This is a genomic window from Myxococcales bacterium, assembly GCA_016720545.1.
Taxonomy (GTDB): domain Bacteria; phylum Myxococcota_A; class Polyangia; order Polyangiales; family Polyangiaceae; genus JAAFHV01.
On the sequence record JADKKK010000013.1, the window covers coordinates 79,483 to 101,453 of the forward strand.

Here is a 21,971-nt window from a genome sequence, read left to right on the forward strand (position 1 = left end):
TTACTCCAGAATCTTGGTGACGATGCCGGCGCCGACCGTGCGCCCGCCCTCGCGGATCGCGAAGCGCATTTGCTCCTCGAGACCCACGGGGACGATGAGCGAGATCGTCATCGTGATGTTGTCGCCGGGCATGACCATCTTCGTGCCCTCGGGGAGCTCGCAGGTGCCGGTCACGTCGGTCGTCCGCATGTAGAACTGCGGGCGGTAGTTCGTGAAGAACGGCGTGTGGCGGCCGCCCTCTTCCTTCTTGAGGACGTACACCTCGCCCAGGAACTTCTTGTGCGGCGTGACCGAGCCCGGCTTCGCCAGGATCTGCCCGCGCTCCACGTCCGTGCGCTCGATGCCGCGGAGGAGCACGCCGATGTTCTCGCCCGCGCGGCCCTCGTCGAGCAGCTTGCGGAACATCTCCACGCCCGTCACCGTGGTCTTGCGCGTGTCGCGGAAGCCGATGATCTCGACGTCTTCGCCCGTCTTGACGATGCCGCGCTCCACGCGACCGGTCACCACCGTGCCGCGGCCCTTGATCGAGAACACGTCCTCGATCGCCATCAGGAACGGCTTGTCGATGTCGCGAACCGGCTCCGGGATGTCCGAGTCGAGCGCCGCGATCAGGTCCGTGATCGACTGCTCCCACTTCGGGTCGCCGTTCAGCGCCGGGAACGCCGCCACGCGCACGATCTTCGCGTTGTCGCCGTCGAACTTGTACTTGGACAGGAGCTCGCGCACTTCCATCTCGACCAGGTCGAGAAGCTCGGGGTCGTCCACCGCGTCGCACTTGTTCAGCGCCACCACGATGTGCTGCAGGCCCACCTGGCGCGCCAGGAGCACGTGCTCGCGCGTCTGCGGCATGACCGAGTCGAGCGCCGACACGACGAGGATCGCCCCGTCCATCTGCGCCGCGCCCGTGATCATGTTCTTGATGTAGTCCGCGTGGCCGGGGCAGTCGACGTGCGCGTAGTGGCGCGTCGCCGACTCGTACTCCACGTGCGACGCCGCGATCGTCACGGTCTTCGTCGCGTCGCGGACCGTGCCGCCCTTCGCGATGTCCGCGTAGGAGATGACCTTCGCCAGGCCCTTCTTGCTCTGCACCTTCACGAGCGATGCGGTCAGCGTCGTCTTGCCGTGGTCGATGTGACCGATCGTGCCGACGTTCACGTGGGGCTTGCTGCGGTTGAATTTCTCTTTCGCCATGACTCTCTCCGATTCTCTTTTTCTGAATCCTTACGTGCAGTTGAGTCTAACGACTCACCTGCCACTGACCTTGGCCACGACCGCCTCTTGGACGGCGGCCGGAACGGGTGCGTAGTGCGCGAAGTGCATCGACGAGGTCGCGCGCCCTTGGCTCATGGAGCGGAGGTCGGTGACATAGCCGAACATCGACGCGAGGGGCACCTCAGAGTCGATCACCTGCGCGTTTCCGCGCTGGCCCATGCCGAGGATCTTCCCGCGGCGCGAGTTGATGTCGCCGATGACGTCGCCCATGTACTGCTCGGGGACGACGACCTCGTTCTTCATGATGGGCTCGAGGAGGTGGAGCCCGGCGCGCTTGGCGCCCTCCTGGAAGCACAGGGACGCGGCGACCTCGAACGCCTGCGCGCTCGAGTCCACGTCGTGGTAGCTGCCGTCGTAGAGGCGCGCCCTCATGTCGATGATGGGGTAGCCGGCGAGCACGCCGCGCTCCATCGCCTCTTTGACGCCCTTCTCGATGGCCGGGATGAACTCCTTCGGGATGATGCCGCCGACGATGGCGTTCTCGAAGGTGTAGCCGGTGCCGGGCTCGCCGGGCTCGATCTCCATGAGCACGTGGCCGTACTGGCCGCGCCCGCCGGACTGCTTCGCGTACTTGTACTCGCAGGCGACCTTCTTGCTGATGGCCTCGCGGTAGGCGACCTCGGGCTTGCCGATGTTCGACTCGACCTTGAACTCGCGCTTGAGGCGGTCGCAGATGATGTCGAGGTGCAGCTCGCCCATGCCGGCGATGATGGTCTGCCCCGACTCCTCGTCGGTGTGCATGCGGAACGAGGGGTCCTCGGCCGCGAGCTTCTGCAGGCCGATGCCGAGCTTCTCGACGTCGCTCTTGGTCTTCGGCTCGATCGCGATGCTGATGACCGGCTCCGGGAAGATCATGCGCTCGAGGATGATCGGGCGCTTCTCGTCGCAGAGCGTGTCGCCGGTGCGCGTGTCCTTCAGGCCCACCGCCGCGTAGATGTTGCCGGCGTCGGCCTCGGTGAGCTCCTCGCGCTTGTTGGCGTGCATGCGCAGGATGCGGCCGATGCGCTCGCGCTTCCCGCGGGTGCTGTTCTGCACCATCGTGCCGGAGTGGAGCGTGCCGGAGTAGACCCGGAAGAACGTGAGGTTCCCGTGCGGGTCGTTGATGATCTTGAAGGCGTACCCCGCGAAGGGCTCCTTGTCGTCGGCCTTGCGCTCTTCTTCCTTGTCGTTGTCGGGGTTGATGCCCTTGACGGCCGGGATGTCGAGCGGCGACGGGAGGTAGTTCACGACCGCGTCGAGCATGAGCTGGACGCCCTTGTTCTTGAACGCCGAGCCGCAGATGACGGGGAAGAACTTGAACGACGTGCAGCCCTTGCGGAGCGCAGCGACGATCTGCGTCTCGCTGACCTCGGCGGATTTCCCTTCGAGGAAGAGCGCCATGATGTCGTCGTCGACGTCGGCGCAGACCTCGATCATCTGCTCGCGGTACAGCGCGCACTTCTCTTGGAGGTCGGCCGGGATGGGCTCCCACGAGTACTTCTGGCCGCGCGACTCCTCGTCGAAGATGCACGCCTGCATCTTGATGAGGTCGACCACGCCCTTGTGCTGATCTTCCTCGCCCACCGGGTACTGGATGGGGACCGGGACCACGCCGAGGCGCTCGCGGATGGAGCGCACGTTCATCTCGAAGTCGGCGCCGAGCTTGTCCATCTTGTTGACGAACACGATGCGCGGCACGCGGAACTTGTCGGCCTGACGCCACACGGTCTCGGTCTGCGGCTCCACGCCGTTGCCGCCGTCGAGGACCGCGACGGCGCCGTCGAGGACGCGGAGCGAGCGCTCCACCTCGATGGTGAAGTCGACGTGCCCGGGGGTGTCGATGATGTTGATGCGGTGCCGGACGCCCGCGTGCGGGCCCTCTTTGCACTCCCAGAAGCAGTTGGTCGCGGCCGACGTGATGGTGATGCCGCGCTCTTGCTCCTGGACCATGTAGTCCATGGTCGCGGCGCCCTCGTGGACCTCACCGATCTTGTAGTTGACGCCCGTGTAGTAGAGAACGCGCTCCGTGGTCGTCGTCTTGCCCGCGTCGATGTGGGCCATGATGCCGATGTTGCGGGTGCGTTCGAGCGAGTATTCGCGGGGCACTTTCGGTCTCCTGGTTGGGCGCGGTTGAGGACGAGGGGTGGACGAGGCGAGAAAACAAGGACGTTGGACGCAAGAAACCCTCTCCGGCCGTGCTCCTCGCTTTTTCGAGGAGGGCCGAGTCGCGGCCACGCGGCGGCTGGGCGGCGTGGTAGGGCGACTCGGTGAGCCCGGAGAGGGTGTCGGGGTACCGCTTCCAGCGGTGGGCTGCGGCTCGAGGTCTTCGACGGTGCGAAGCGAGCGGCGGGCCTGTGGGGGTAACCCGATCCTTATGTGAAGTGCGGCATTTTCCTGGGGATGGCTCTCTACTGCGGCTCGCCCATGGAGGGCGAGGCGGGGGCGCTTAGATACCAAGGGTCGCGGGAGAGTCAAGCAGAAAGGGGGCGTGCCTCGCCGAGCGCGCTCAGAAGACGCCCCCGACGCCCATCGCGCCGCCGGTGGGCGTGACCGCGAGGCTGGGAGTGAGCGACACGGGCCACCTGCGCGCGTCCTTCCGCTCGCGGGGCTGACGACCGGGCTCCCGAGAGAGGAGGGCCCAGTCGAGGATCATGGCGGTGACGCCGCCCGAAGCCCCGCCCACGAGGGCGCCGAACGCCGCCGCGAGGCCCGCGAAGTCGCCGCCCGCGCACCCTCCGAGCACGCAGCCGAGCCCCGCGCCGACCAGCGCCCCTCCAACCGGGAGCCCCACGCGCAGGCCGAGGTCGCCGAAGCCCTTCGCCACGTTGCCGTGCGCGAAGTGGACGATGGGCGGCCCGATCACGTACGTGCCCAGGGCCGCCAGCGCCACCTCCCCCGACTCGGCGCGGACGCTCATCGCGACGAGGGCGAGCGCGCCCGCGTCGACGGCGAGGGTCTGGTAGCCGTACCACTGCCCCGGCTTCGGGCGCTCCTCCCCCTCCCCTTCGGCCGGCGCGCTCGACGGAGCAGCCCGCGTGGGGGTGGCGGGCGCCGAGACGGGCGCGGGCACGGGCGCGGGCGCAGCGGCTCCGAACGGGACGGTCTGGACCACCGGCGCGGGCGCGGTGAAGGGCACGGGAGCGGCGGGCGCGGCCGCGGCGGGCGCGGGCTCGGCGGCCACCTCGGCGGGCTCCTCGGCGCGCGCGAGCGGCGACAGCGAGCAGGCGACGCCGAGCGCGGCGGCGGCTAGCGCGAGGCGGGCGCGCGAGCTCAAAACGCACCCCCGAGCGAGACATCGGCGCCCGCGGGCTTGACCGCGAGGCTTGGCGTGAGAGACACAGGCCACGCGCGCGCGTCCGTCCGCCCGCGAGGCCGACCCGGCTCCCGAGAGAGGACCGCCCAATCGAGGACCATGGCGGTGGCGGCGCCCAACGCCCCGCCCGCGAGGGCGCCGACCTCCGCGATGCTCTCGAAGCGCGTGGCGGAGCACCCTCCAAACATGCACCCGAGCCCCGCGCCGACGAGCACACCTCCGGCCGGGAGCCCCACGCGGAGGCCGAAGTCGCTGAAGCCCTTCACCCCGTCGCCATGCGCGAAGTGGACGATGGGCGGCCCGAACACGCTGGTGCCCACCGACACCATCGCGAGCTCGACCGATTTGGTGCGGATGCTGATCGCGACGAGGGCGAGCGCGCCCGCGTCGACCGCGAGGGTCTGGTAGCCGTACCACTGCCCCGGCTTCGGGCGCTCCTCCCCCTCCCCTTCGGGCGGCGCGCTCGACGGAGCAGCCCGAGTGGGGAACGCCGGCCGCGGCGGCGCGGGCGCGGGCGCGGGCGCAGCGGCTCCGAACGGGACGGTCTGGACCACCGGCGCGGGCGCGGTGAAGGGCACGGGAGCGGCGGGCGCAGGCACGGGAGCGGCGGCCGGCGCGGGCTTGGCGGCCATCTCGGCGGGCTCCTCGGCGCGCGCGAGCGGCGACAGCGAGCAGGCGACGCCGAGCGCGGCGAGACCGACGAGGCCCTTCAGCGGGCGCGAGCGAGACGAAGAAGGCGAGCGAAGCGTGGTGCTGAGCATGCGACCCCTTCTGCAACCCACGGGCCAAGGTAGCGCGGCGGAACGCGGCCGGGATCGCGCGATCGCGCCGTCGGCATGGTAAACTGGTTCAACCACTTGTGTGGATGGGAATTCACGCCTTAGCTCGTACGAGCGCATCTCGAAACCCAGCCGACGCTTCGCGCGCCGCCGCACCACGCTATCGGCGCGGGCGCTGCGCTCTGATGCGACCATGGCCCCATGCCCGCCCCCGACGCCTTCCTCGACGCTTGCGACCGCGCTCCGCACGACACGAGCGCGGGCCCCTGCGAGCTGCCCATCCTGTACCGCGACGCCTCGCAGTTCGGAGTGTTCTTCGCCGTCGACCTCGCGCGCGCGCGCGACGTGGTGGGGCGCGAGCGCGGTGTCGAGCCGTGGCCGGTCTTCGGGCGGGCGTTCGCGGCGATCTACGTGTGGGAGTACCGCGACAGCACCGTGGGCGCGTACGGCGAGCTGGGGCTCGGCGTCCAGTGTCGACGGGTCGGCGCGAGCCCCTCGCTCATGACCCTGGCGCGCGACATGGGCGCCCAAGACGACCAGGGCATCTGGGTGGCCTCCCTGCCCGTCACGACCGAGGCCGCGCGGGTGGCCGGCGTCGATCTCTGGGGATTCCCCAAATACGTGACCTCCATGGAGACCACGTTCACGACCGGTGAGGCCTCGGTGCGCCTCGGCGACGAGCTCACCCTGCGCCTGCCTGGGCCCTCGGGGCCGACGCTCGCGGGGCAACCGGTTGTAACCTACACGGAAAAGGCGGGGCGTCTCTTGCGCACGCGGATCGACGTCGACCACCGCGTGCAGTGGGGCCTCGGCGGGGGCGCGCACCTCGAGCTCCGCGCGGACGGCCCGACGACCGAGCTCGCGCGGCGCCTCGGGCTCGACCGCGCGCGCATCGTCGCCGCGTTTCGCACCGACGGCTTCCGCGCGAGGCTGCCCGCGGGCAGAGACCTCGGGCGCGCGACGCGCTGACGCGAGCGCGGACGCGAGCTGGGCTGTCAGGCGTCACGAACGGCGCCACGCGGGGCGTGCTCGGCGTCGACGCGGGCGATGCGCCGCGCGTGTCCGCCCCGAATCCATACGATCCGTCGTGTCGGAAACCCCCGTAGCATTCGGGGATGTCCAAGCCCGAACGAAGCGCCTCGCCCCCCACCGCGAGAACGGTCACGCGCCGGGCGCAGATGCTCGCCGTGGTCTCGGTGATGACGCTCGCGGCGACTCCAGCCCGCGCGAACCCCACGAGCCCCACGGTGGTGGTGCCCCAGCTCGACGATCCCCACCACTTCGGCCGGCCTTCTCCGAGTGGCACCTTCGCGGTGATGGAGACGGCCCGCGGACTGCGCGTGCGCGACCTCCGCCGCGGGCTCCTCGGTCCCTCGGTCTCGTTGCCGCCCGACGCCGGGACGCCGCTCGCGATCACGGACGACGGGGACACCGTCTTGCTCAGCTCAATGGCCCTGTTCGATCGGGCAACGTCAGGGCTCCGGAAGCTTTCGGGCGAGAGGGCCCCTCGTCAGGCGTGCTTCTAGGCCGACGGTCGGCGGCTCGTGGTCGCGACCGAGGACTCCGCCGGGAAGGGCCAAATCGACCGGGACAACCTCTCCATTCGCTTCGGGCTCCCCGTCGTCGCGAACGCGCTGCCCATCCTGACGCGCGCCGATCTGCCGACCAAGACCAACGTCACGCTCGCCCCCCCGCGCCCCTCGAGCGTCGCGGCGCCACGCCCCGTGCCCGCGGTGCCACCGCGCCGCGCCTGCGCGTGCGAGGTCGTGGGCGACTCGGCTCCGGGAGGCGCGCCCGCGGCCCTGGCGGCGCTGTTGGGGCTCATCGTCGCGCGGCGGCGCGCTCGCGCGTAGCGCCGATCGCGAGGCGTTGAATCGCGGACAGGCGGGGCGAGACGACCTGCCGGTCGCCGGCGGAAGCGCCTTCCCCCGTCCCGTGGCAGACTCCGGCGCATGAACCCGCGACGCACCTCCGCCCGCCCGTCCCGAGCGGCGACCTCGCTCGCCGCCCTCGTCGCGCTCGCCGCGCTCAGCGTCGCGTGCTCGGACTCTTCGGGCCCCGCGCCCGCTCCCCCCGCGGGGGGCTCACCCGCCCTGGGGAGCTACGAGCTCGCGCTCACCACGGCGGGGGGCGCCGAAGAGGTGGTGCGGCTCGATTTCGTCCGCAACGAGAACAAGGAGGTGGTCGCGTGGACGCAGACGCTCGGCGTGGTGCGCCGCAACACGTCCGTGCCGAGCGACGGCGCGGTCACGCTCACGTCGACGGACGGCGAGGTGACCACGACACCGACGACCACGACGCTCACGGTGTCGCTCGACGCGAGCGGCGCTCCGACGACCGTGCGGGTCGAGCGCAAGCGCGCGAACGGCCCGCCCGAGTCGCTCACGGGCACGGCTCGCAAGGATGCGACCGCCCCCGCGTGGCTCCCGGGCACCCCCGTCCCTCCGTGGGAGCAGGCGGTCGCGCGCTTCTCGGAGACCGTCTTCCAACGCGATCTCGCCATCCCGGACGCGGCGAAGCCCGCCGGCACCACGGTCGATCTCCTCCCTCTCGCGGGTACGCCGTGGGTGGCGGGCGTCGGCGTGAGGACACCGAGCTGGGAGCCGCTCGCGGATCCCAGCGGCACGGTCGGAGTCTCGGATCCCAGCAAGAATCGCTCGGAGCTGCGGCTCGTGGGCCTCTTCGCCAAGGTGGGCCCGGCGACCGCAGCCTACGACTTCGAGCGCGACGAGCCCGCGTGGCGATCGGCGGCGTCGACGCGTGGGCGCGCCGAGGATGGCTGCGAGAAGGCCACGTGCTGGATCGTGCGAAGCGGCGAGCGCCTCGCGCTCCGTGTGCCCGGGGGAATGAAGACGCTCACGCTGCGCCTGCGCCTCCTCAGGGGCGCGGCGCCCGTCGAGCCCGCCCCTCTCGGGATCGCGACGGTGGCGCGCGGCGGCGCCACCACCGCGCAGGCCGGCGTCGAGGTCCCGTTCGCGAAGGTCGACCGCCCGAGCAGCGCAGAGAAGGCCTTCGCGACGGCGGCGTTCGACCTGCCCGTGCCCCTGAACGCGAGCGCCCCCGAGAGCGCGGTGACCGTGTCGCTCCCAGCGACCAACACCGCGCCGTACTTCGTCGCTCTCCAGGGCGCGACGAGCGAATAACCAACAGGGCATTCGCACACGGGCGCGTCCTGACTGGCGCCGAGTGAATCATCGGAGACGGGCGTCGTCCAAGACACGCCGATGCCCATCCCGACCGCCCCACCCGACACTCGCGCGTCGCTCCGCCGATAGCTCCGTCGCTTCGCACCTCGTGCGGGCCGTGGCTCTCTACGTGCAGAGTGCACGCTTATCTCCACCCGAGCCCACGACCCCGAAGCGTGCCGACCGCGCGACCCCGCGCGCCCTGGAGACCCCATGAGATCCGACATGTTCGAGCTGCTGCTCGAGCGCCCACGCACCTACCGCGGGTGCCGCTCGCGACGCGCACCCCCCTACCCGCGCGCGAAGCTCGCGCCCCGTCCCATCGAAGACTCGCCGCGCGGGGAGGCGCTCGGCGGCGCGTACGCGGAGCGCGCGCTCAACGAGAACCTCTCGCCGCTCGTCCGCTGGATCGACCGCCAGGTCGGTCGCCCGTGGCGGCTCGTGTACTCGGAGCTGGCCGAGAAGCTCTCGCCGAGCAGCGCGGTGAAGAAGCACGTTCGCGACCACGTGTTCGACTACGTCGCCGTCCACGTCTTCACGGTCGAGGGCGTCCTCTATGGCCACTTGCGCCGCGGCGTGGGCCCGCTCGGTCGCTATCGGCGGGGCTACTTCGTGTGCCCGAAGAGCGATCTTCTGCGGCGCACGCCCGCTCCGAAGCGACGCAGTCAGGACGTGCGGGCGCTCGCGGAGGGTCGCTACGTCGTGCGCCGACGCGGCATTTGGCACTACGTGGAGACGGCGAAGTGCGGAGACGACCGGGCGCACCTGGTCTGCGCGTACACCGGTCTCCGAGTGAGCTCGCAGGCCTACCGAGGGGCCGTCCTCGCGGATCGCGTTCCGTGGCGCTGGGAGCACGTCGCGACTCGCGCGTTCGTCCCGCGCAAGGCGGTCCTCGCCGCCCTCTTTCGTGAGGCGGAGCGGCTCGAGCGCGAGGCGGGCGCGCTCGGGCGCTGAGCCCGTCACGAGGACCGGCCTCCATGGGCCTCCAGGCTCTCGTCCGGGAGCGACCAGCGCTCGCGTGGTAGACTCGGCTCATGCGAACTTGGCAAAGCCTCACCGTGCTGGCGGTTCTCGTGGCAGGCTGCGGGAGCGATCCGGAAGCGGAGCGCGCGCAGGGCGGCGGTTCGCCGGACGCGCAGCAACCGGTCGACGCGTCGGTCCCCGACACGGAGCCTGCCCGCGACGCGACCCCGCCGAGCGATGCGGGCGCCGACGCGGCCGACGCCGGCTTCGTGCTCGTCCCGGCCCCCCAGCCCCCGCCGCCCACGTTTCCCGCCACGATCGGGACGCTGTCGATCGGCCTGCGAACCGGGACCATCCCCAACGCGGAGACCGACGATCCGATGGAGGTCTGCCTCAGCGAGACTCGCTGCTTCCCCCTGAACCTCCGAGACGTCGACGACTTCCGGAACGGCGGCGCGGACGTGTACCAGTTCGAGGGCGTCAACATGCCTCGGGCCGAGGTCGATCGCGTGGTGTTGCGGACCCTCTCTCCCGCCACCACGGACAACGATCGCTTCACTCCCGCGTGCCTGGATCTCCGCTTCGACGGGGAGCCGGTGTATTGCAACGACGCGATCGGCGCGCACATCGGCACGGGCACGAGCGCCGATGAGGTGGCCTCGTGGCGCGATCCGGCCGGTCTCAAGAACGCGTGCGTCACCTGCCAGCCGAGCAAGCTCCCGGGCGGGCCCATGCTGGGCGCGCCAGGCCCCGACACTGTGCGCGCCTGGGTGCGCACGGACGCCACCCGCCCCGTGGGCCTCTTCCTCTCCGAGAGGCCCGACGGCGCCGGGGCCGTGCCCGTCGCGTGGACCACCCCGCGGCCGGAGCAAGACTTCGCCGCCGTGCTCACCTCCCCGCGCCTCGAGGCGAACCACCGGTATTTCTACCGAGTGAGCGTGGACGGCGAGACCTCGCAGCCCTTCCGCCCCGTACGCACCGCGCCCTCGGACGCCACCAAGGTGAAGTTGGGATTCGGCTCGTGCTCGCGTGACGCCGCGCAGCCGCTCTTCGGAGTGATGAAGAGCGCGGGGCTGGACCTCTTTCTTTTTCTCGGCGACACCCATTATGGCAACTCGCCCTACGTCGAGGCTCATCGCTTCGAGTACCGCGCGCTCGGCGCCATGGGCCCGCGGCGCGACTTCCTCGCCAACGTGCCGGCGCTCGCCACGTGGGACGATCACGACTTCGTCGCCAACAACTCGGACGGCGCGTGCGGCGGCCGCGAAGACGCGCTGCGCGGGTTCCGCGAGGCGTGGCCCAATCCGTCGTTCGGTACGCCGACGACCCCGGGCGCCTTCACGCGCTCACGGTTCGGCCCGGTGGAGGTCATCCTCGCCGACTGCCGCTACTACCGCCCGCGCGTGAACGATCCGGGGCGGAGCTGCACGCTCGACGGCGCGCCCATCTCCACCGACTTCGCGAACGGCCCCCTCGGCGCGGAGCAGTTCACCTGGCTCGTCGACGCGATCGCGACCTCGACCGCGACGTTCAAGCTCGTGGGGTGTGGGAGCCTCTTCACGTCGAACGGGATCGACTCGTGGGCGAGCTTCCCGGAGGCCCGCGATCGCCTCTTCGCCGACCTCGCCACGAGGAAGGTCCCCGGGGTCGTGCTCGTCAGCGGCGACATTCACCGCACCGAGGTTCGCGTCATGCCGCGGGCGACGGGCTACGACATGATCGAGCTCGTCTCGTCGCCGCTCGCGCAGTTTCCGAAGGCGACGAACCCGACCCGCTCGGTCTGCGCCGGCACCGACGCGCGCCGTCGCTTCTGTTACGACTGGGACTCGTTCATCGCGGTCGAGGCCGATCCCACGCTCCCCGATCCGACCCTCACGGCGACCGTGCACGACGAGGTCGGCGCCGCGGTCTTCAGCTACCCCATCCCGAGCTCACGCCTGCGATAGCGAACGGGCGCCGATCGGAGTCCCACCTTCCAAGCCCTTCGCGCGCGCGTTGCGGCGAGCGGTTCCCCCTGGAGCTTGGCGAGCGGCACGGGGGCGGAGGCTCACATCGGATCACGGTCAATGCCACATGCCACTCCGCCGCCCGAAACGAGCTTGGCTGGGGAGGCAAAGGAGCCCCCGACCCGCTGACAGTATTGACCGCTCGCGCAACCATTCGGCGCCGCCGCGAGCTGGTGGTTCTGGCAACGATAGGCGGTCCCAGGGACCTTGGAGTTGCAGTAGGCGCCGTCGGGCAGCAGGGAGCAGGCCGACGCGTCGAAGTGGGCACAGACAGCCCCGTATTTCGCTCGCACTTCGGCCTCGGTGAGCACGCCGACGGCGGCCCACGCACACGAGGCCGAGGTGCGCCTGTCCTGGGTGAGCTGGGTCGAAATGGTGGCGTGAGCGAGGTCCGCGATCGAGGGGCTCTGGGGTCGTACAAGCATGGATCCGAGGGCGAACGCGTAGAACGCTCCGGAAACGCCAAGGGGCTCCTGCGCTCCGATGTGGCTCGTCTCGTTCGCGCTCCCGTAGGCCATCAAGGCCCACGCGTGGGCCACGAGGCCGGAGCGGAAGTAGGCTCTCCCTGCCGTATCGCGACCGTCGGGGACGGGCTCCGAGGCGTGCTGCGAGCTCCGCTCGTCCGGATCTGCGTCGCGTGGGTGGAGGTGATCTCGGAACGCGGGCGCGCCCACGGGCCGGGCGTCGGCGCCAAACTGGAACACCTCGCGCCGAACGGGGCGCTCGAGCGAGAGCGCGCTCTTGGCGCTGGCCGCGAAGACGTCGGCGAGGCCCTCATGAAGGGCCCGACCCTCGACGAAGCGTGCCTCGTCCGCGAGCTGTCTTGGTGTGGCCTTCGCACGATCGGCCGGGAGGGCAGGCGGCAGCGTCGGGGCCGTCAGGCCGCCGTAATACATCATCCCGTGCGCATATTCGTGCGCCATCATGTCGTAGGCGACCGCGGGGGGGTAGTAGCTCGGGGTGTGGCCCTTTGCGTCAGGAGTGCCGAATTTTCCATCGGAAATCGATATCGCTCCGAGGCCTGGGCTGAACATCGCTCCGCTCTGAAATGCCCCGTGCACGTACACCGGGACACGCCCGTCCGCTCGCCCGAATCGCGCCGCAAGCGCGGTACCGAAGAAGCTCGCGGCCCGGGAGATGTTCCACTGCGCGTCGACGGCGACGCCTGGCGCGAACTTGGCACCTCGACTCGGGTCGACGTCGGCGACGATCACGCCGCCGAGTGAGGTCGCGGCGATCGGGACCAATCCGCGGAGGTCGAAGAGCTCTAGTCGACCGCCTCGTGTGTCGCGTACGAGGCGCCCCTGGCTCACCTCGCACTCGAGCATGGCGCCAAGCTTCGCCCGCGGGTCGGTCGGTTCGACCTTGGTCGAGTCGCCAACGCTGGCCCTTCCTGCGGGGTAATACGACGCCGCGGCGTACGCCAAGGCATGAAGGTCCGACTCGCCGTCGGCGAGGACTTCCCCTGTCTTCGCGTCGATATCGACCCGACGCGAACCGGCGGGATCGGCCACGTCGACGCGGTACACGAGCGTGGGGCCCTGCCCGTCGTTCGCGACCCCGAGCACGGGGCGCGTGGGCACCGAGGCCTGCGCGCTGCCGCGCGCTTGGGCGAGCGCTGTCGCCGCGTCGAGCGTGACCACGGGCCGCACGTCGTAGCCGAGCAAGCCCACCGCGGTGTCGTTCTCCAGGAACGCGAACGAGCCGTCCTCGCGAACGCCGACGACTACCGACGAGTCGAACACGGGCACGCTCGTGCCTGGGACCACCTGACCGAACCGGACCGTGACGCCTCCGGCTCCGCGCTGCTCGCCCTTCACCGGCAAGGCCTCGATGCGCTCCTCGAGGCCGAGCGAAGTGCCGAAGCTCGCCAGAAAGCCGCGCAGCTCGTCGGACGTCGCGTTCGCGGAGACCACCGGATGGCCCGCTTCAGCCGCGAGAAACCCATGCGGGCTCGAACCGGGAGCGCCGGCCAGCGTGACGATGCGCGAGCCCGTCCGGGCCGCGAGCGCCGCCTCGAGCGAGGGGCTCGCGACGGCGAACGGGGCAGGGCCATCGCTCGCATCGCTCGAGCACGCGGTGGCGAGGGCGCCGAGCGCGACCGCGCCGATCGAGAGGACAATCGTGTGGAGAGAGAGCTTCGTAGCCATGAGTCACCGCCTTCCCCCTCCTCTCGGCAGGGCGAGGGAGGGCGTTGCGCGGTCTCACTCACTTTGTTCAGCGAGGCACGCCCGCGGCTTGCGCATTCGCCAGCCTCTCGTGGCTGCCGCCGCGCGAACCGATCACAGCCAGCGCTTCGCCTTGAACCACCCGAGCATTCCCACGGGAACGAGGAGGCAGAGCGTGATCATCACCAACATGGCTCCGCGCGAGTGGTTCCACCCGGGCAGGAAGGGAAGGTCGTCGAAATTCTGCCCGAAGAAGCCCACCACGAAGCTTAGCGGGAGGAACACCGCGCTCATCAGCGTGAGGTACTTCATGACCTCGTTCGTGCGGTTGGACACCGCGGAGAGGTACGCGTCGGTGCCGTTCTTCAAGAGCTCACGGTTCGCGTCGATCGCCTCGACGATGCGCACGAGGTGATCGTGCATGTCGCGGAAGTAGGCGCCGTTACGCTCGGCGATCGCGCCGTCGTCCTCGTCGCCCAACTTCGCGAGCGCCGTCGCCACCTCACGCTGGGGCGCGAGCACGCTGCGCATCGTGGCGAGCTCCTTCTTCAGCGCGAAGATGCGCGCCAGGTGCTCGCGCGCCGGCTCACTGAGCACTTCCTCGGTGAGCCTCTCGAGCTCTTCGGTGATCTTGTCGATGAGCGGAAAGTTGGCGTCGACCATCGCGTCGGCGACGAGGTGATAGAGGAAGTCGGCTCCACGGCGGGCGAGCGTGGGCTTCTGCTCCACGCGCTTCCACGCCGCGTCGAGCTCGGGCACGGGCGCCTGATGCACGGTCACGAGAAAGCGCGCGCCGAGGAACGCGTGGAGCTCCAGCGCCTCGATCTCGCGCACGGGCCCCTCGCCGCAACAGAACCCGTGGGTCACCACGAACAGGACGTCGCTGTACTCCTCGAGCTTGGGCCGCTGATCGAGGTGCGAGCAGTCTTCGATCGCGAGCGGGTGAAAGTCGAAGCGCGCCCGCAGCAGCTCCAGGCTGTCCGCGTCTTGGTCCACGAGATCGATCCATCTCGTGACGCCCACGGGAGGCGGCCGTATGGCGTCGTGGACGTCACCGGGCTCGGTGTAGCCCACGCGTTCGCCGTTCTCGGTGAAGTCTTGGACCCGAAACATTCCACGAGACTAGCAGGCACGCGAGTCCCGCCTCAACGAGCCCCTTCGCGGCGGCGCTGCACGTCGACGGGAAGGGACTAGCAGCCCGTTGATTTGCTCCCGTCGGCCCGTCGCCGCCGCATCCCGACCGCCGTCGTTGCGATCCTGCGGTGCGTGCTCACCTAGAAACGCCCACATGGAACACGCTCCGCGCGCTCCTCGGATCGCGCCTTGGCGGGCCGGGCGCGGACGACGCCGGGCCTCGGTCCGTAAATCAACAGGCTGCTACTAGCTAGCTAGGACATCTCCCCCGCGTGCGCGCCTCCAGGCTGCGCGCGGGCCGCGCCGTGGCGATGATGCTTGGGCCACCACGACCCGGACGAGGCCGCCCTCGGTGGCAGGCGAGGCTACTCCTCGGCTGCGCTCGGCGGCGTGACCTCGGGCCGGGCGTCGCCCCGGTGGGTCTCGCCCGCGATCTGATAGGGCTCGCCGCGCATGCGCTTCATGGTGGTGGCCGCGCGCCACGCGAGGTAGGCCCGGTTGAACGAGAGCACCTGCGAGGGCTCGAAGTAGGGGTTCTGGATCCCCCCCAGCTCCGACAGCAAGAGGACGAGCTCCGCCACGCTCACCGGGCACCCTTCGAGGCGCACCCACCCACTGCGACGCGCCTCCAGGATCTTCAGCGAGGTCGTCGCCATCTTCGCGTACATGTCTTGGTGGACGGCGTCGTAGGGGTCTTTGGTGTCGCGGGTCTTGTACTTGCTCGACACCTGGACGAACTCACGGTTCAGCATGCCCTCCCATGACACGCAGTCACCGATGAAGACGACCTTCTCGCCGTACCCGATGTCGAGCGGTCCTTTGTAGTCACCGAACACGATGTGGAGCTTCGGCAGCTTCTTGTCGCAGTCTTTGTCGTAGAGCCGAAGGACCTCGATGACCTCTTCCATGACCCCAGGGCACCCGCCCCAGCAGTAGCCATCTTCGGGGTTCTCGGGCGGAGGCCCGGCGTACGCGGAGATGTTCGTGCCTTCGAAGTACTTCTCCACCCGCACGAGCCCCACCTCGTAGCCCTTCGCGCGCGCCTTTGCCTCGGCGAGGGTGACGTCGCCGCTCAGGGCGATGTCGGCGAGGTCGAGCGAGCCGAAGCCTCGCTCCGCGGCGAGGGCGATATGCTCCACGCTGGCGGGATCGAGCCCGATGATGTGGCAGCCGACCGCGTCGATGGCGACCTGGTTGTTGCCAATGAGGATGAGGTTCATCGCGCGCGGCACGGGCGTGAGCATGCGCCCCTCGCCCGCGATGATGCAGTCGATGGCGATGAGCTGCGGCTGCACGATGTACTGGAGATCGGCCACCTTGCGGTTCAGCGCGTGGTCGTGATCGATGAGCCTGTGCCTGTCGTCTTGAATACCGATGTAGTTCTTCATCGAGAACGTGACGGTGGTCCAGGGGTGGCTCTTGAACTTGGGGCAGTTCACGAAGAAGTCGGCGCGGGCCACCGGCTCCGGCGTGAAGAGGTAGTCGCGCAGCCGGCCCTCGTGGGTGAGCGGCACTTCTACCTGCGGGACCTCCTCGAAGCAGTAGTGCCGAACGCCCGTGCGCTCGAACATCGGGAAGTACCCGGCATGCTCGAAGGTGAAGCGCGTGGGGACCGTGATGCCGGAGCGCTCGCCCACCGCGAGCTCGCTCATGCCGGCGTCGCGGTCCTTGAGAGCCATGAGCACGCCCTCGACGAACTCGCTGCGCGTGTGGGCGTGCTCGAAGAGGGGGCCGCTCGCGACCACGTTGGGCTTCAGCAGCGTGCGGCCCCGAGGCGCGAGGTCGAGCGCCTCCATGCCTTCGCGCACAATCTCGCGGATCCGCTGGGGATCGTAGCTGTCGCAGTGTCGGAGGATGACCTTGGCGCGGAGCGTGGGGTGCATGCTCGATTGTGGGCGCGAACCCGCGCGACGAGCAAGGTCTATGGTGCGCGCCGCGCGACTCAGGGGGCCGCGCGGACGGCCGCGCGAGCGAAGGTGCTGATCTCCCGGAGGGCCGCGCCTCCGCCGACGACGAGCACGGTCCCGTGGCGGCCGCTCGGCACCGCGACGAAGCGGGCTCCGCTCGCCGCGGCGACCGCTCGCCCCATGTCGATCGGCACGAGCTCGTCGTCGGCGCCGTGGATGAGCAGCGGACTGCGGAGATGCGGCGCCTTCGCCAGGGTGTCGAAGCGCTCGCTGAGGATGAGGCGCGCAGGCAGAATCGGCGCGATGCGACTCGCGACGTCGGTGATCGAGGTGAACGCCGCAACGAGCACGTAGCGATCGCCGCGACCGCGCGCGCCGAGCTCCGCGGCGATCGCCGAGCCGAGCGAGTAGCCCACGACGACGAGCGGCCCCGAGGTCGACTCGCCGCGAGCGCTCCGCTCCTCGCGCTCGCGCTCCAGCGCGCGTAGCAGCCGCTCTGCGTCGGCGTACAGGCCGAGCTCGGTGGCCTTCGAGCCCGCGGAGCGGCCGTACCCGCGGTACTCCATGGCCACGAAGCCGAGCCCCTCGGACGCGTAGAGCGCGCCGAGCGGAAGGAGGTCGTCGACGATCTCTCCGTTACCGTGAAACCACACGAGGGTCGGGAGCGAGGCCCCCGCTGCGCGCCAGCGGAGCGCGCGGACCGGAGGGGCGCCGGCCTCGGCGGGCAGGGTGAGCTCCTCGCAGCCCGGGGGCAGCTCCTCGGGAGCGACGACGGCGCGGCGCGGCGCGGGGTAGAGCAGCCGCGGATAGAGCAGCCACGCGGCGAGGCACACCGCCGAGTAGAGCGATCCGGCGGTGACGAGCCCTCGCCCCAGCCGCTTCACCCAGCGCGGTCGCCCGGCGGTCTGCGAAGCCGACGCGAAGACCGACGAGGCGAGTCTCATTCGGTGTTCATATCCCAACGACGCGACCTTGGCGCCCAGGCGGAGGCCCGTCTCGCCCCCCCAAGACGACACCCGGGCGGTAGCGGCGACGCGCCCACTCGCCGAGCACCATCCCCGCGGCGACCGCCACCGGGAACGACTGGTTGACCCCGTACATGGGAATACCGACGACCGCGTCGGCACGCTCCAAGGCAGCCGGTGGGAGCCCGAAGCGCTCGCTGCCGAACAGGAACACCACGCCCTCCGGGAACGGCGCCGCGTCGTAGAGGCTCCGCGTGGCGTGCTCGCGCTCCACGGCGAAGAGAGGCCGCCCAGAGAGCCCGGCGACGAGGTCGCTCAGATCCGTGAGGCGGCGGATGCGCTCGTACTTCTCCATGCCCATCGACGCCTTCGGGTAGTGCGGCTCGGTGCCGACGAAGAGCACCTCGTCGACGAGGAAGCTGTGCGCGACCCGCACGATGGCGCCGGCCGCGAACGCGTTGCCGAGGCTCATCACGGCCACCGTGACGGGGTTGCGGAGCGGGCGCAGCGCCTCGCGAACCTCGTCAGGGCTGGCGTCGAGCGGAACCGAGAGGGCCATGTTCGCGGTCTACCACGTGCCCGCCGGCCGATTCGCCCGCGCTCGCGGAACGCAGGCGCTTCCTTGCGCGCAAAAAGCCGATATAATTATGGAATGAAGCTTGGTCGACTGCAGCTCGTGCGAGTCGGGGTGGCGGTCGGGGTGGCGGTCGCCGCGGGGTGCGGACTCACTCTTGGCTTGGACGAGGGTCCAATGGACGCCGGCGTCGACAGCGCGGCGCCGAGGCCTACGGCGACCACGACGGGCACGACACGGCCCGATACGGGCCCCGTCGCGGACGCGGACACCGACGCGAACGCGAACGTGGACGCCGAAGTCGACGCGGACCTTGACGCGAACGTGGACGCCCCGGACGTGTACGTGCTCTCCGACGCGCGCTTCGATCCGTCGAACCTCGACGCCGCGGCCGACGCGTACACCTACGGCAGCGACGCGAGCCTCGTCGGGTCCTTCAGCTTGACCGTCGCGGCGCCGGCGGATCCGGACAGCCCGCCCACGGTCGCGCTCGTGTCCGACGCCGGCGCCAAGCTCGACCCGGCCTGGGGGCGCTTCGATCCCACGTGCAACTGCGTGGTGCTCTCGGTGCGCGACTGGACCGTGCGGCCCGGCGAGGAAGTGAAGATCGAGAGCGACGTGCCGGTCGCTGTCGTGGCCTCGGGCGATGTGACCATCGAAGGAACGATCCGCGCGACCGCGACGGGAAACGGCGCGGCGAAAGCGGTCGGCTCGCCGGGCGCCGCCTCAGGCCCGCCGACGGGTGGCAGCGGCGGCGGCGGAGTGACGGTCGGCGGCGCTGGCGGCGCGGCGGCGGCGGTGGCCGCGACCCCGGGCGGCGACGTCAGCGGGCCACCCCTGCCAACACTCGGCGCCGCCGGCGGAGTCGGGAGCGTAGGGCCTCTCGCCACCTGCGGCGCGGGCGGCGCGGGCGGCGGAGCTCCAGATTTTCGGGCGTACGCTCCGCGCCTCGCGCGCCTCCACGATCTCGGCGGCCGGCCTCGGCGGCCAGGTCTCGTGCCCCACTCGGTCGGGCGCGGGCGGCGGCTCGGGCGGCACCGTGTGGATCGAGGGACGCTTCGTGCGCGTGGAGGGCAAGCTCCTCGCGACGGGCGGCGGCGGCAGCGGCGCGAACGGGGGCGCCGGCGGCAACCCTGGCGACGTGACCGGCGGCGACGGCGGCGCCCGCGGAACGGCCGGGGGCGGCGCGGGAGGGCGCGGCGGCGACACGCGTCCGCCGGTGGCCGGCGCCTCGGTGCCAGCAGGCGCCGGGAACCGCGCGGGCGGCGGCGGCGGCGCGGCGGGCTTCGTGCGCCTTCGGGGGCTCGATCTCGCCGCGGACGCGGGGACCGTGGTGCCCACTGCGGTCGTGGTCGCTCCGTAACACTGCGAGAATTTCCCGAGGGCTGCCGGTTGGATCGGAGGCCCATCGGGTAGTTCTCATGGCAGTGCCAACCTCGCGGGCGCGCGGCGACGAGGCTGAGCGCCGCTACCGCCGCGGCGCGGGGTCGCTCGGGAGCGTGACGAGGGTGGAGGGTCGGAGCTGCACGAGCACCGGGCGCACGGCGGTCGGCTCGACCTCCGTGCGGAGCTCGGGGCCCGCAGGCTCGTCGGGCTCCGTCGCCTGCGAGGGCGCGCCCCGCCGGCCGAGGCGGGCGGCGTCGAGCGAAGGCGCGACCACCACGACCTCCGGCACCGGAGGGTAGACGTCCTCGCGCACGTCACGGCGGGTCGTCCCGTCGGGCAAGCGCAGCTCGCGTACTCGACGGACGCGGTAACCAGGAATGCCGAAAGATCTTATCTTTACGACATCCTCCGGGACGAGGGGATCGCGCGCGATGGTGCGCGGGTAGCCGACGCGCCCCACGATTTCGGAGGTAAGTCGCACCTCCGGCGCCGGGCCTCGGCCCTCGAGCCACACGTCGAGTGCGCCACGATGCGCACGCGCGTGGACCACGACCGGGGCGGCGGTCGGGTTCTTGAGGCGCAGGTCGATGGGGGCGGGCCCGAGCGCGACCGTGGCGTCGAAGCCCATGCGGATGTAGGCGCTCGGACGCGAGTGCGGCGCGCGAGATACCACGTCGAGCCCCGCGAGCAGCGCGGCGGCGTGCAGGGTCGACGCCACTTGGCAGGCGCCCCCGCCCGCGCCCTCGGCGAGCATGCCGTCGCGGAGGACCACGCTCCGCGCGAAGCCGAACGACGCCGTGCGCTCGCCCACGGCTTCATTGAAGGAGAGCGTCCCGCCGGCGCGGATGACGCGACCATCGACGGCCTGCGCCGCGAGCTCGACGTTGAACGCGCGCCCGCGGTGCTCGGCGTCGTAGGCGAACGTCGTCACGAAGCGCCCCAGGGTCACGCGCCGCGCGTCGGGGCCAAGGGTGGGCGCGGGCCTCTCGGACGACGCGGCGGGCGACCACGGCTCGCGCTCTTGCGGCGCGGAGGCCGCGGACGGCGACGCGGACCGGCCTCGGCCGGCCGCCACGGCCACGACCGGCGAAACCAGCGCCAGGGCGGCCACGAGCGCGACGCGCGCAAGCCACCTCACGAGCCACCCCGGGAGGCCACGAGCAGGTTCGAGCTCGCGGGTTGCACGTGGTACCCAATGCCGAAGGGCAGTGGCGCGGGCGCGCGACGCGCGTAGGCGTCGTGGAGCGCGGGCTGATCGCGCGCCTCGTAGGGCGCACCCGGGCCGACGTAGCGGCCATAGAGTCGCGTCGCCCAGCGGGGCTCGAGGTAGCGAAGCGGCACGCCCGTGTCGTCCTGGACGAGGACGTGCGCGTGGTCGAGCAGGAGCTCGCGCGCGCGCGAGAACCGAGGCTCGGCGAGGAGATACATCGCGGCCTTGACGAACGCGACCTGCGCCAGCGGGCGCGCGAGCCCGCGCACCGAGGCCACGAGCGACGGCGCTCGCTGCAGCCCGGCGTTGGACAGATCGCACGCGAGATACTCGAGCGTGCGCGCCGCGCCTTCGGCCGTGATCCACTCGATGCGGGCGCTCGGCGCGGGGGCGCCAGTGACCGAGACGCGGGCGACCCGCCCGCCCATGCGCACGAGCGTCGCGACCAACACCGGCAGGACGCCCTCTTCGCGTTGGAAGGCCGACGACATCTCGCGGGTGCGGAAGAACGTGAGGCGGTGGAGATCTCCCATGGCGTCGCTGAGGCGAGCGAAGGTGCCCCGCGCGAAGCGCTCGGGGTCCGGGAGCTGACCTGGCGGCTCGAGCCCCACGAGCACGGCGCGACGCGCCCCTCCGAAGAGCGCGAGCGCGTGGAGCGCGTCAGGGCCGGCGAACGGGTAAAACAGGTTGTATTCCGCGGGCAGAACAGAGGCGAGCTCCCGCGCCGACCACGCGCGCATCGCGCGGAGGCGGGGCTCGGCGCGAGCCCAGCGCTCGCCCTCGCGCTGCGCGTACGCGCGCCACTCGTCCGTGGGCGCGACGCCTTCGAGCGCAGCGACGCCTGCGAGCCAGCGCGCTCGCTCGCTCGTGCCGTCGGACGGGACCGAGGCGACCGCCGCCAGGGCGCGGCGCGACGACGCGGCGAGCCACAGCGCGGTCGGCGCGGTCACGAGGGCGCGGCGACGACCGAGGACTCGCACCTCGGTGATGTCGCACATCGCGAGCGGGCGCGCGAGCGGGGCGCACGAGCCGGGCGCACCGACCACGCCGCGATCGAGCATTTCCGGTTTTCTATTGAATACTTGCGACCATGGACTAGTCCCCTGGAAACGTGATCCCTTCCAGAAGTC

The 21,971-nt window shown here is 71.1% G+C and carries 19 protein-coding genes; 7 read left to right on the forward strand and 12 right to left on the reverse strand.

Annotated elements, in window-relative coordinates:
• The 4 genes from tuf to IPQ09_21925 form a co-directional block, all read right to left on the reverse strand.
• On the reverse strand, positions 1–1,191 hold the full coding sequence (gene tuf / locus IPQ09_21910) for an elongation factor Tu (GenBank protein ID MBL0196831.1): 1,191 nt from the start codon (positions 1,189–1,191) through the stop codon (positions 1–3).
• Positions 1,192–1,245: 54 nt separating this feature from the next.
• Positions 1,246–3,357 carry an elongation factor G gene (gene fusA / locus IPQ09_21915; GenBank protein ID MBL0196832.1) on the reverse strand — a complete coding sequence of 704 codons (2,112 nt, stop codon included), beginning with the start codon at positions 3,355–3,357 and terminating at the stop codon, positions 1,246–1,248.
• A 400-nt stretch (positions 3,358–3,757) separates the two neighbouring features.
• Complete coding sequence (locus IPQ09_21920) at positions 3,758–4,525, reverse strand: hypothetical protein (protein ID MBL0196833.1); 768 nt, start codon at positions 4,523–4,525, stop codon at positions 3,758–3,760.
• On the reverse strand, positions 4,522–5,325 hold the full coding sequence (locus IPQ09_21925) for a hypothetical protein (GenBank protein ID MBL0196834.1): 804 nt from the start codon (positions 5,323–5,325) through the stop codon (positions 4,522–4,524). The genes IPQ09_21920 and IPQ09_21925 overlap by 4 nt, the downstream gene beginning before the upstream one ends.
• A 219-nt stretch (positions 5,326–5,544) precedes the next feature.
• Here IPQ09_21925 and IPQ09_21930 point away from each other — a divergent pair, with 219 nt between their 5' ends.
• From IPQ09_21930 to IPQ09_21955, 6 genes are all read left to right on the forward strand, one after another.
• Positions 5,545–6,312 carry an acetoacetate decarboxylase family protein gene (locus tag IPQ09_21930; protein MBL0196835.1) on the forward strand — a complete coding sequence of 256 codons (768 nt, stop codon included), beginning with the start codon at positions 5,545–5,547 and terminating at the stop codon, positions 6,310–6,312.
• Between the two features lie 146 nt (positions 6,313–6,458).
• Entirely contained in the window at positions 6,459–6,869 is a 411-nt protein-coding gene (locus IPQ09_21935; GenBank protein MBL0196836.1) for a hypothetical protein, read from the forward strand.
• An 18-nt stretch (positions 6,870–6,887) separates the two neighbouring features.
• Positions 6,888–7,196 (forward strand): hypothetical protein, encoded by a 309-nt coding sequence (locus tag IPQ09_21940; protein ID MBL0196837.1) that lies wholly within the window; start codon positions 6,888–6,890, stop codon positions 7,194–7,196.
• A gap of 99 nt (positions 7,197–7,295) precedes the next feature.
• Positions 7,296–8,486 (forward strand): hypothetical protein, encoded by a 1,191-nt coding sequence (locus IPQ09_21945; protein ID MBL0196838.1) that lies wholly within the window; start codon positions 7,296–7,298, stop codon positions 8,484–8,486.
• 255 nt (positions 8,487–8,741) lie between these two features.
• Complete coding sequence (locus tag IPQ09_21950) at positions 8,742–9,482, forward strand: hypothetical protein (protein MBL0196839.1); 741 nt, start codon at positions 8,742–8,744, stop codon at positions 9,480–9,482.
• An 80-nt stretch (positions 9,483–9,562) separates the two neighbouring features.
• Positions 9,563–11,437 carry an alkaline phosphatase D family protein gene (locus IPQ09_21955; GenBank protein ID MBL0196840.1) on the forward strand — a complete coding sequence of 625 codons (1,875 nt, stop codon included), beginning with the start codon at positions 9,563–9,565 and terminating at the stop codon, positions 11,435–11,437.
• Between the two features lie 101 nt (positions 11,438–11,538).
• Here IPQ09_21955 and IPQ09_21960 read toward each other — a convergent pair whose 3' ends face one another.
• From IPQ09_21960 to IPQ09_21985, 6 genes are all read right to left on the reverse strand, one after another.
• On the reverse strand, positions 11,539–13,647 hold the full coding sequence (locus tag IPQ09_21960; GenBank protein ID MBL0196841.1) for a PepSY domain-containing protein: 2,109 nt from the start codon (positions 13,645–13,647) through the stop codon (positions 11,539–11,541).
• Positions 13,648–13,779: 132 nt separating this feature from the next.
• Entirely contained in the window at positions 13,780–14,778 is a 999-nt protein-coding gene (gene corA, locus IPQ09_21965; GenBank protein MBL0196842.1) for a magnesium/cobalt transporter CorA, read from the reverse strand.
• A gap of 386 nt (positions 14,779–15,164) precedes the next feature.
• Positions 15,165–16,682 (reverse strand): DUF362 domain-containing protein, encoded by a 1,518-nt coding sequence (locus IPQ09_21970; protein ID MBL0196843.1) that lies wholly within the window; start codon positions 16,680–16,682, stop codon positions 15,165–15,167.
• Positions 16,683–16,741: 59 nt separating this feature from the next.
• Positions 16,742–17,650 (reverse strand): alpha/beta hydrolase, encoded by a 909-nt coding sequence (locus IPQ09_21975; protein ID MBL0196844.1) that lies wholly within the window; start codon positions 17,648–17,650, stop codon positions 16,742–16,744.
• Positions 17,651–17,657: 7 nt separating this feature from the next.
• Positions 17,658–18,230 carry a TrmH family RNA methyltransferase gene (locus IPQ09_21980; protein MBL0196845.1) on the reverse strand — a complete coding sequence of 191 codons (573 nt, stop codon included), beginning with the start codon at positions 18,228–18,230 and terminating at the stop codon, positions 17,658–17,660.
• A 419-nt stretch (positions 18,231–18,649) separates the two neighbouring features.
• Entirely contained in the window at positions 18,650–18,901 is a 252-nt protein-coding gene (locus IPQ09_21985; GenBank protein MBL0196846.1) for a hypothetical protein, read from the reverse strand.
• Positions 18,902–19,284: 383 nt separating this feature from the next.
• On the opposite strand from IPQ09_21985, the gene IPQ09_21990 reads away from it, so the two are divergent.
• On the forward strand, positions 19,285–19,608 hold the full coding sequence (locus IPQ09_21990) for a hypothetical protein (GenBank protein ID MBL0196847.1): 324 nt from the start codon (positions 19,285–19,287) through the stop codon (positions 19,606–19,608).
• Between the two features lie 105 nt (positions 19,609–19,713).
• On the opposite strand, the gene IPQ09_21995 is transcribed toward IPQ09_21990, so the two are convergent.
• A complete protein-coding gene (locus tag IPQ09_21995; GenBank protein ID MBL0196848.1) occupies positions 19,714–20,769 on the reverse strand; it encodes a VanW family protein in 1,056 nt (351 codons plus the stop codon).
• A complete protein-coding gene (locus tag IPQ09_22000; GenBank protein ID MBL0196849.1) occupies positions 20,766–21,902 on the reverse strand; it encodes a hypothetical protein in 1,137 nt (378 codons plus the stop codon). Before IPQ09_22000 ends, IPQ09_21995 begins: the two co-directional genes overlap by 4 nt.
• Positions 21,903–21,971 lie beyond the last annotated feature (69 nt).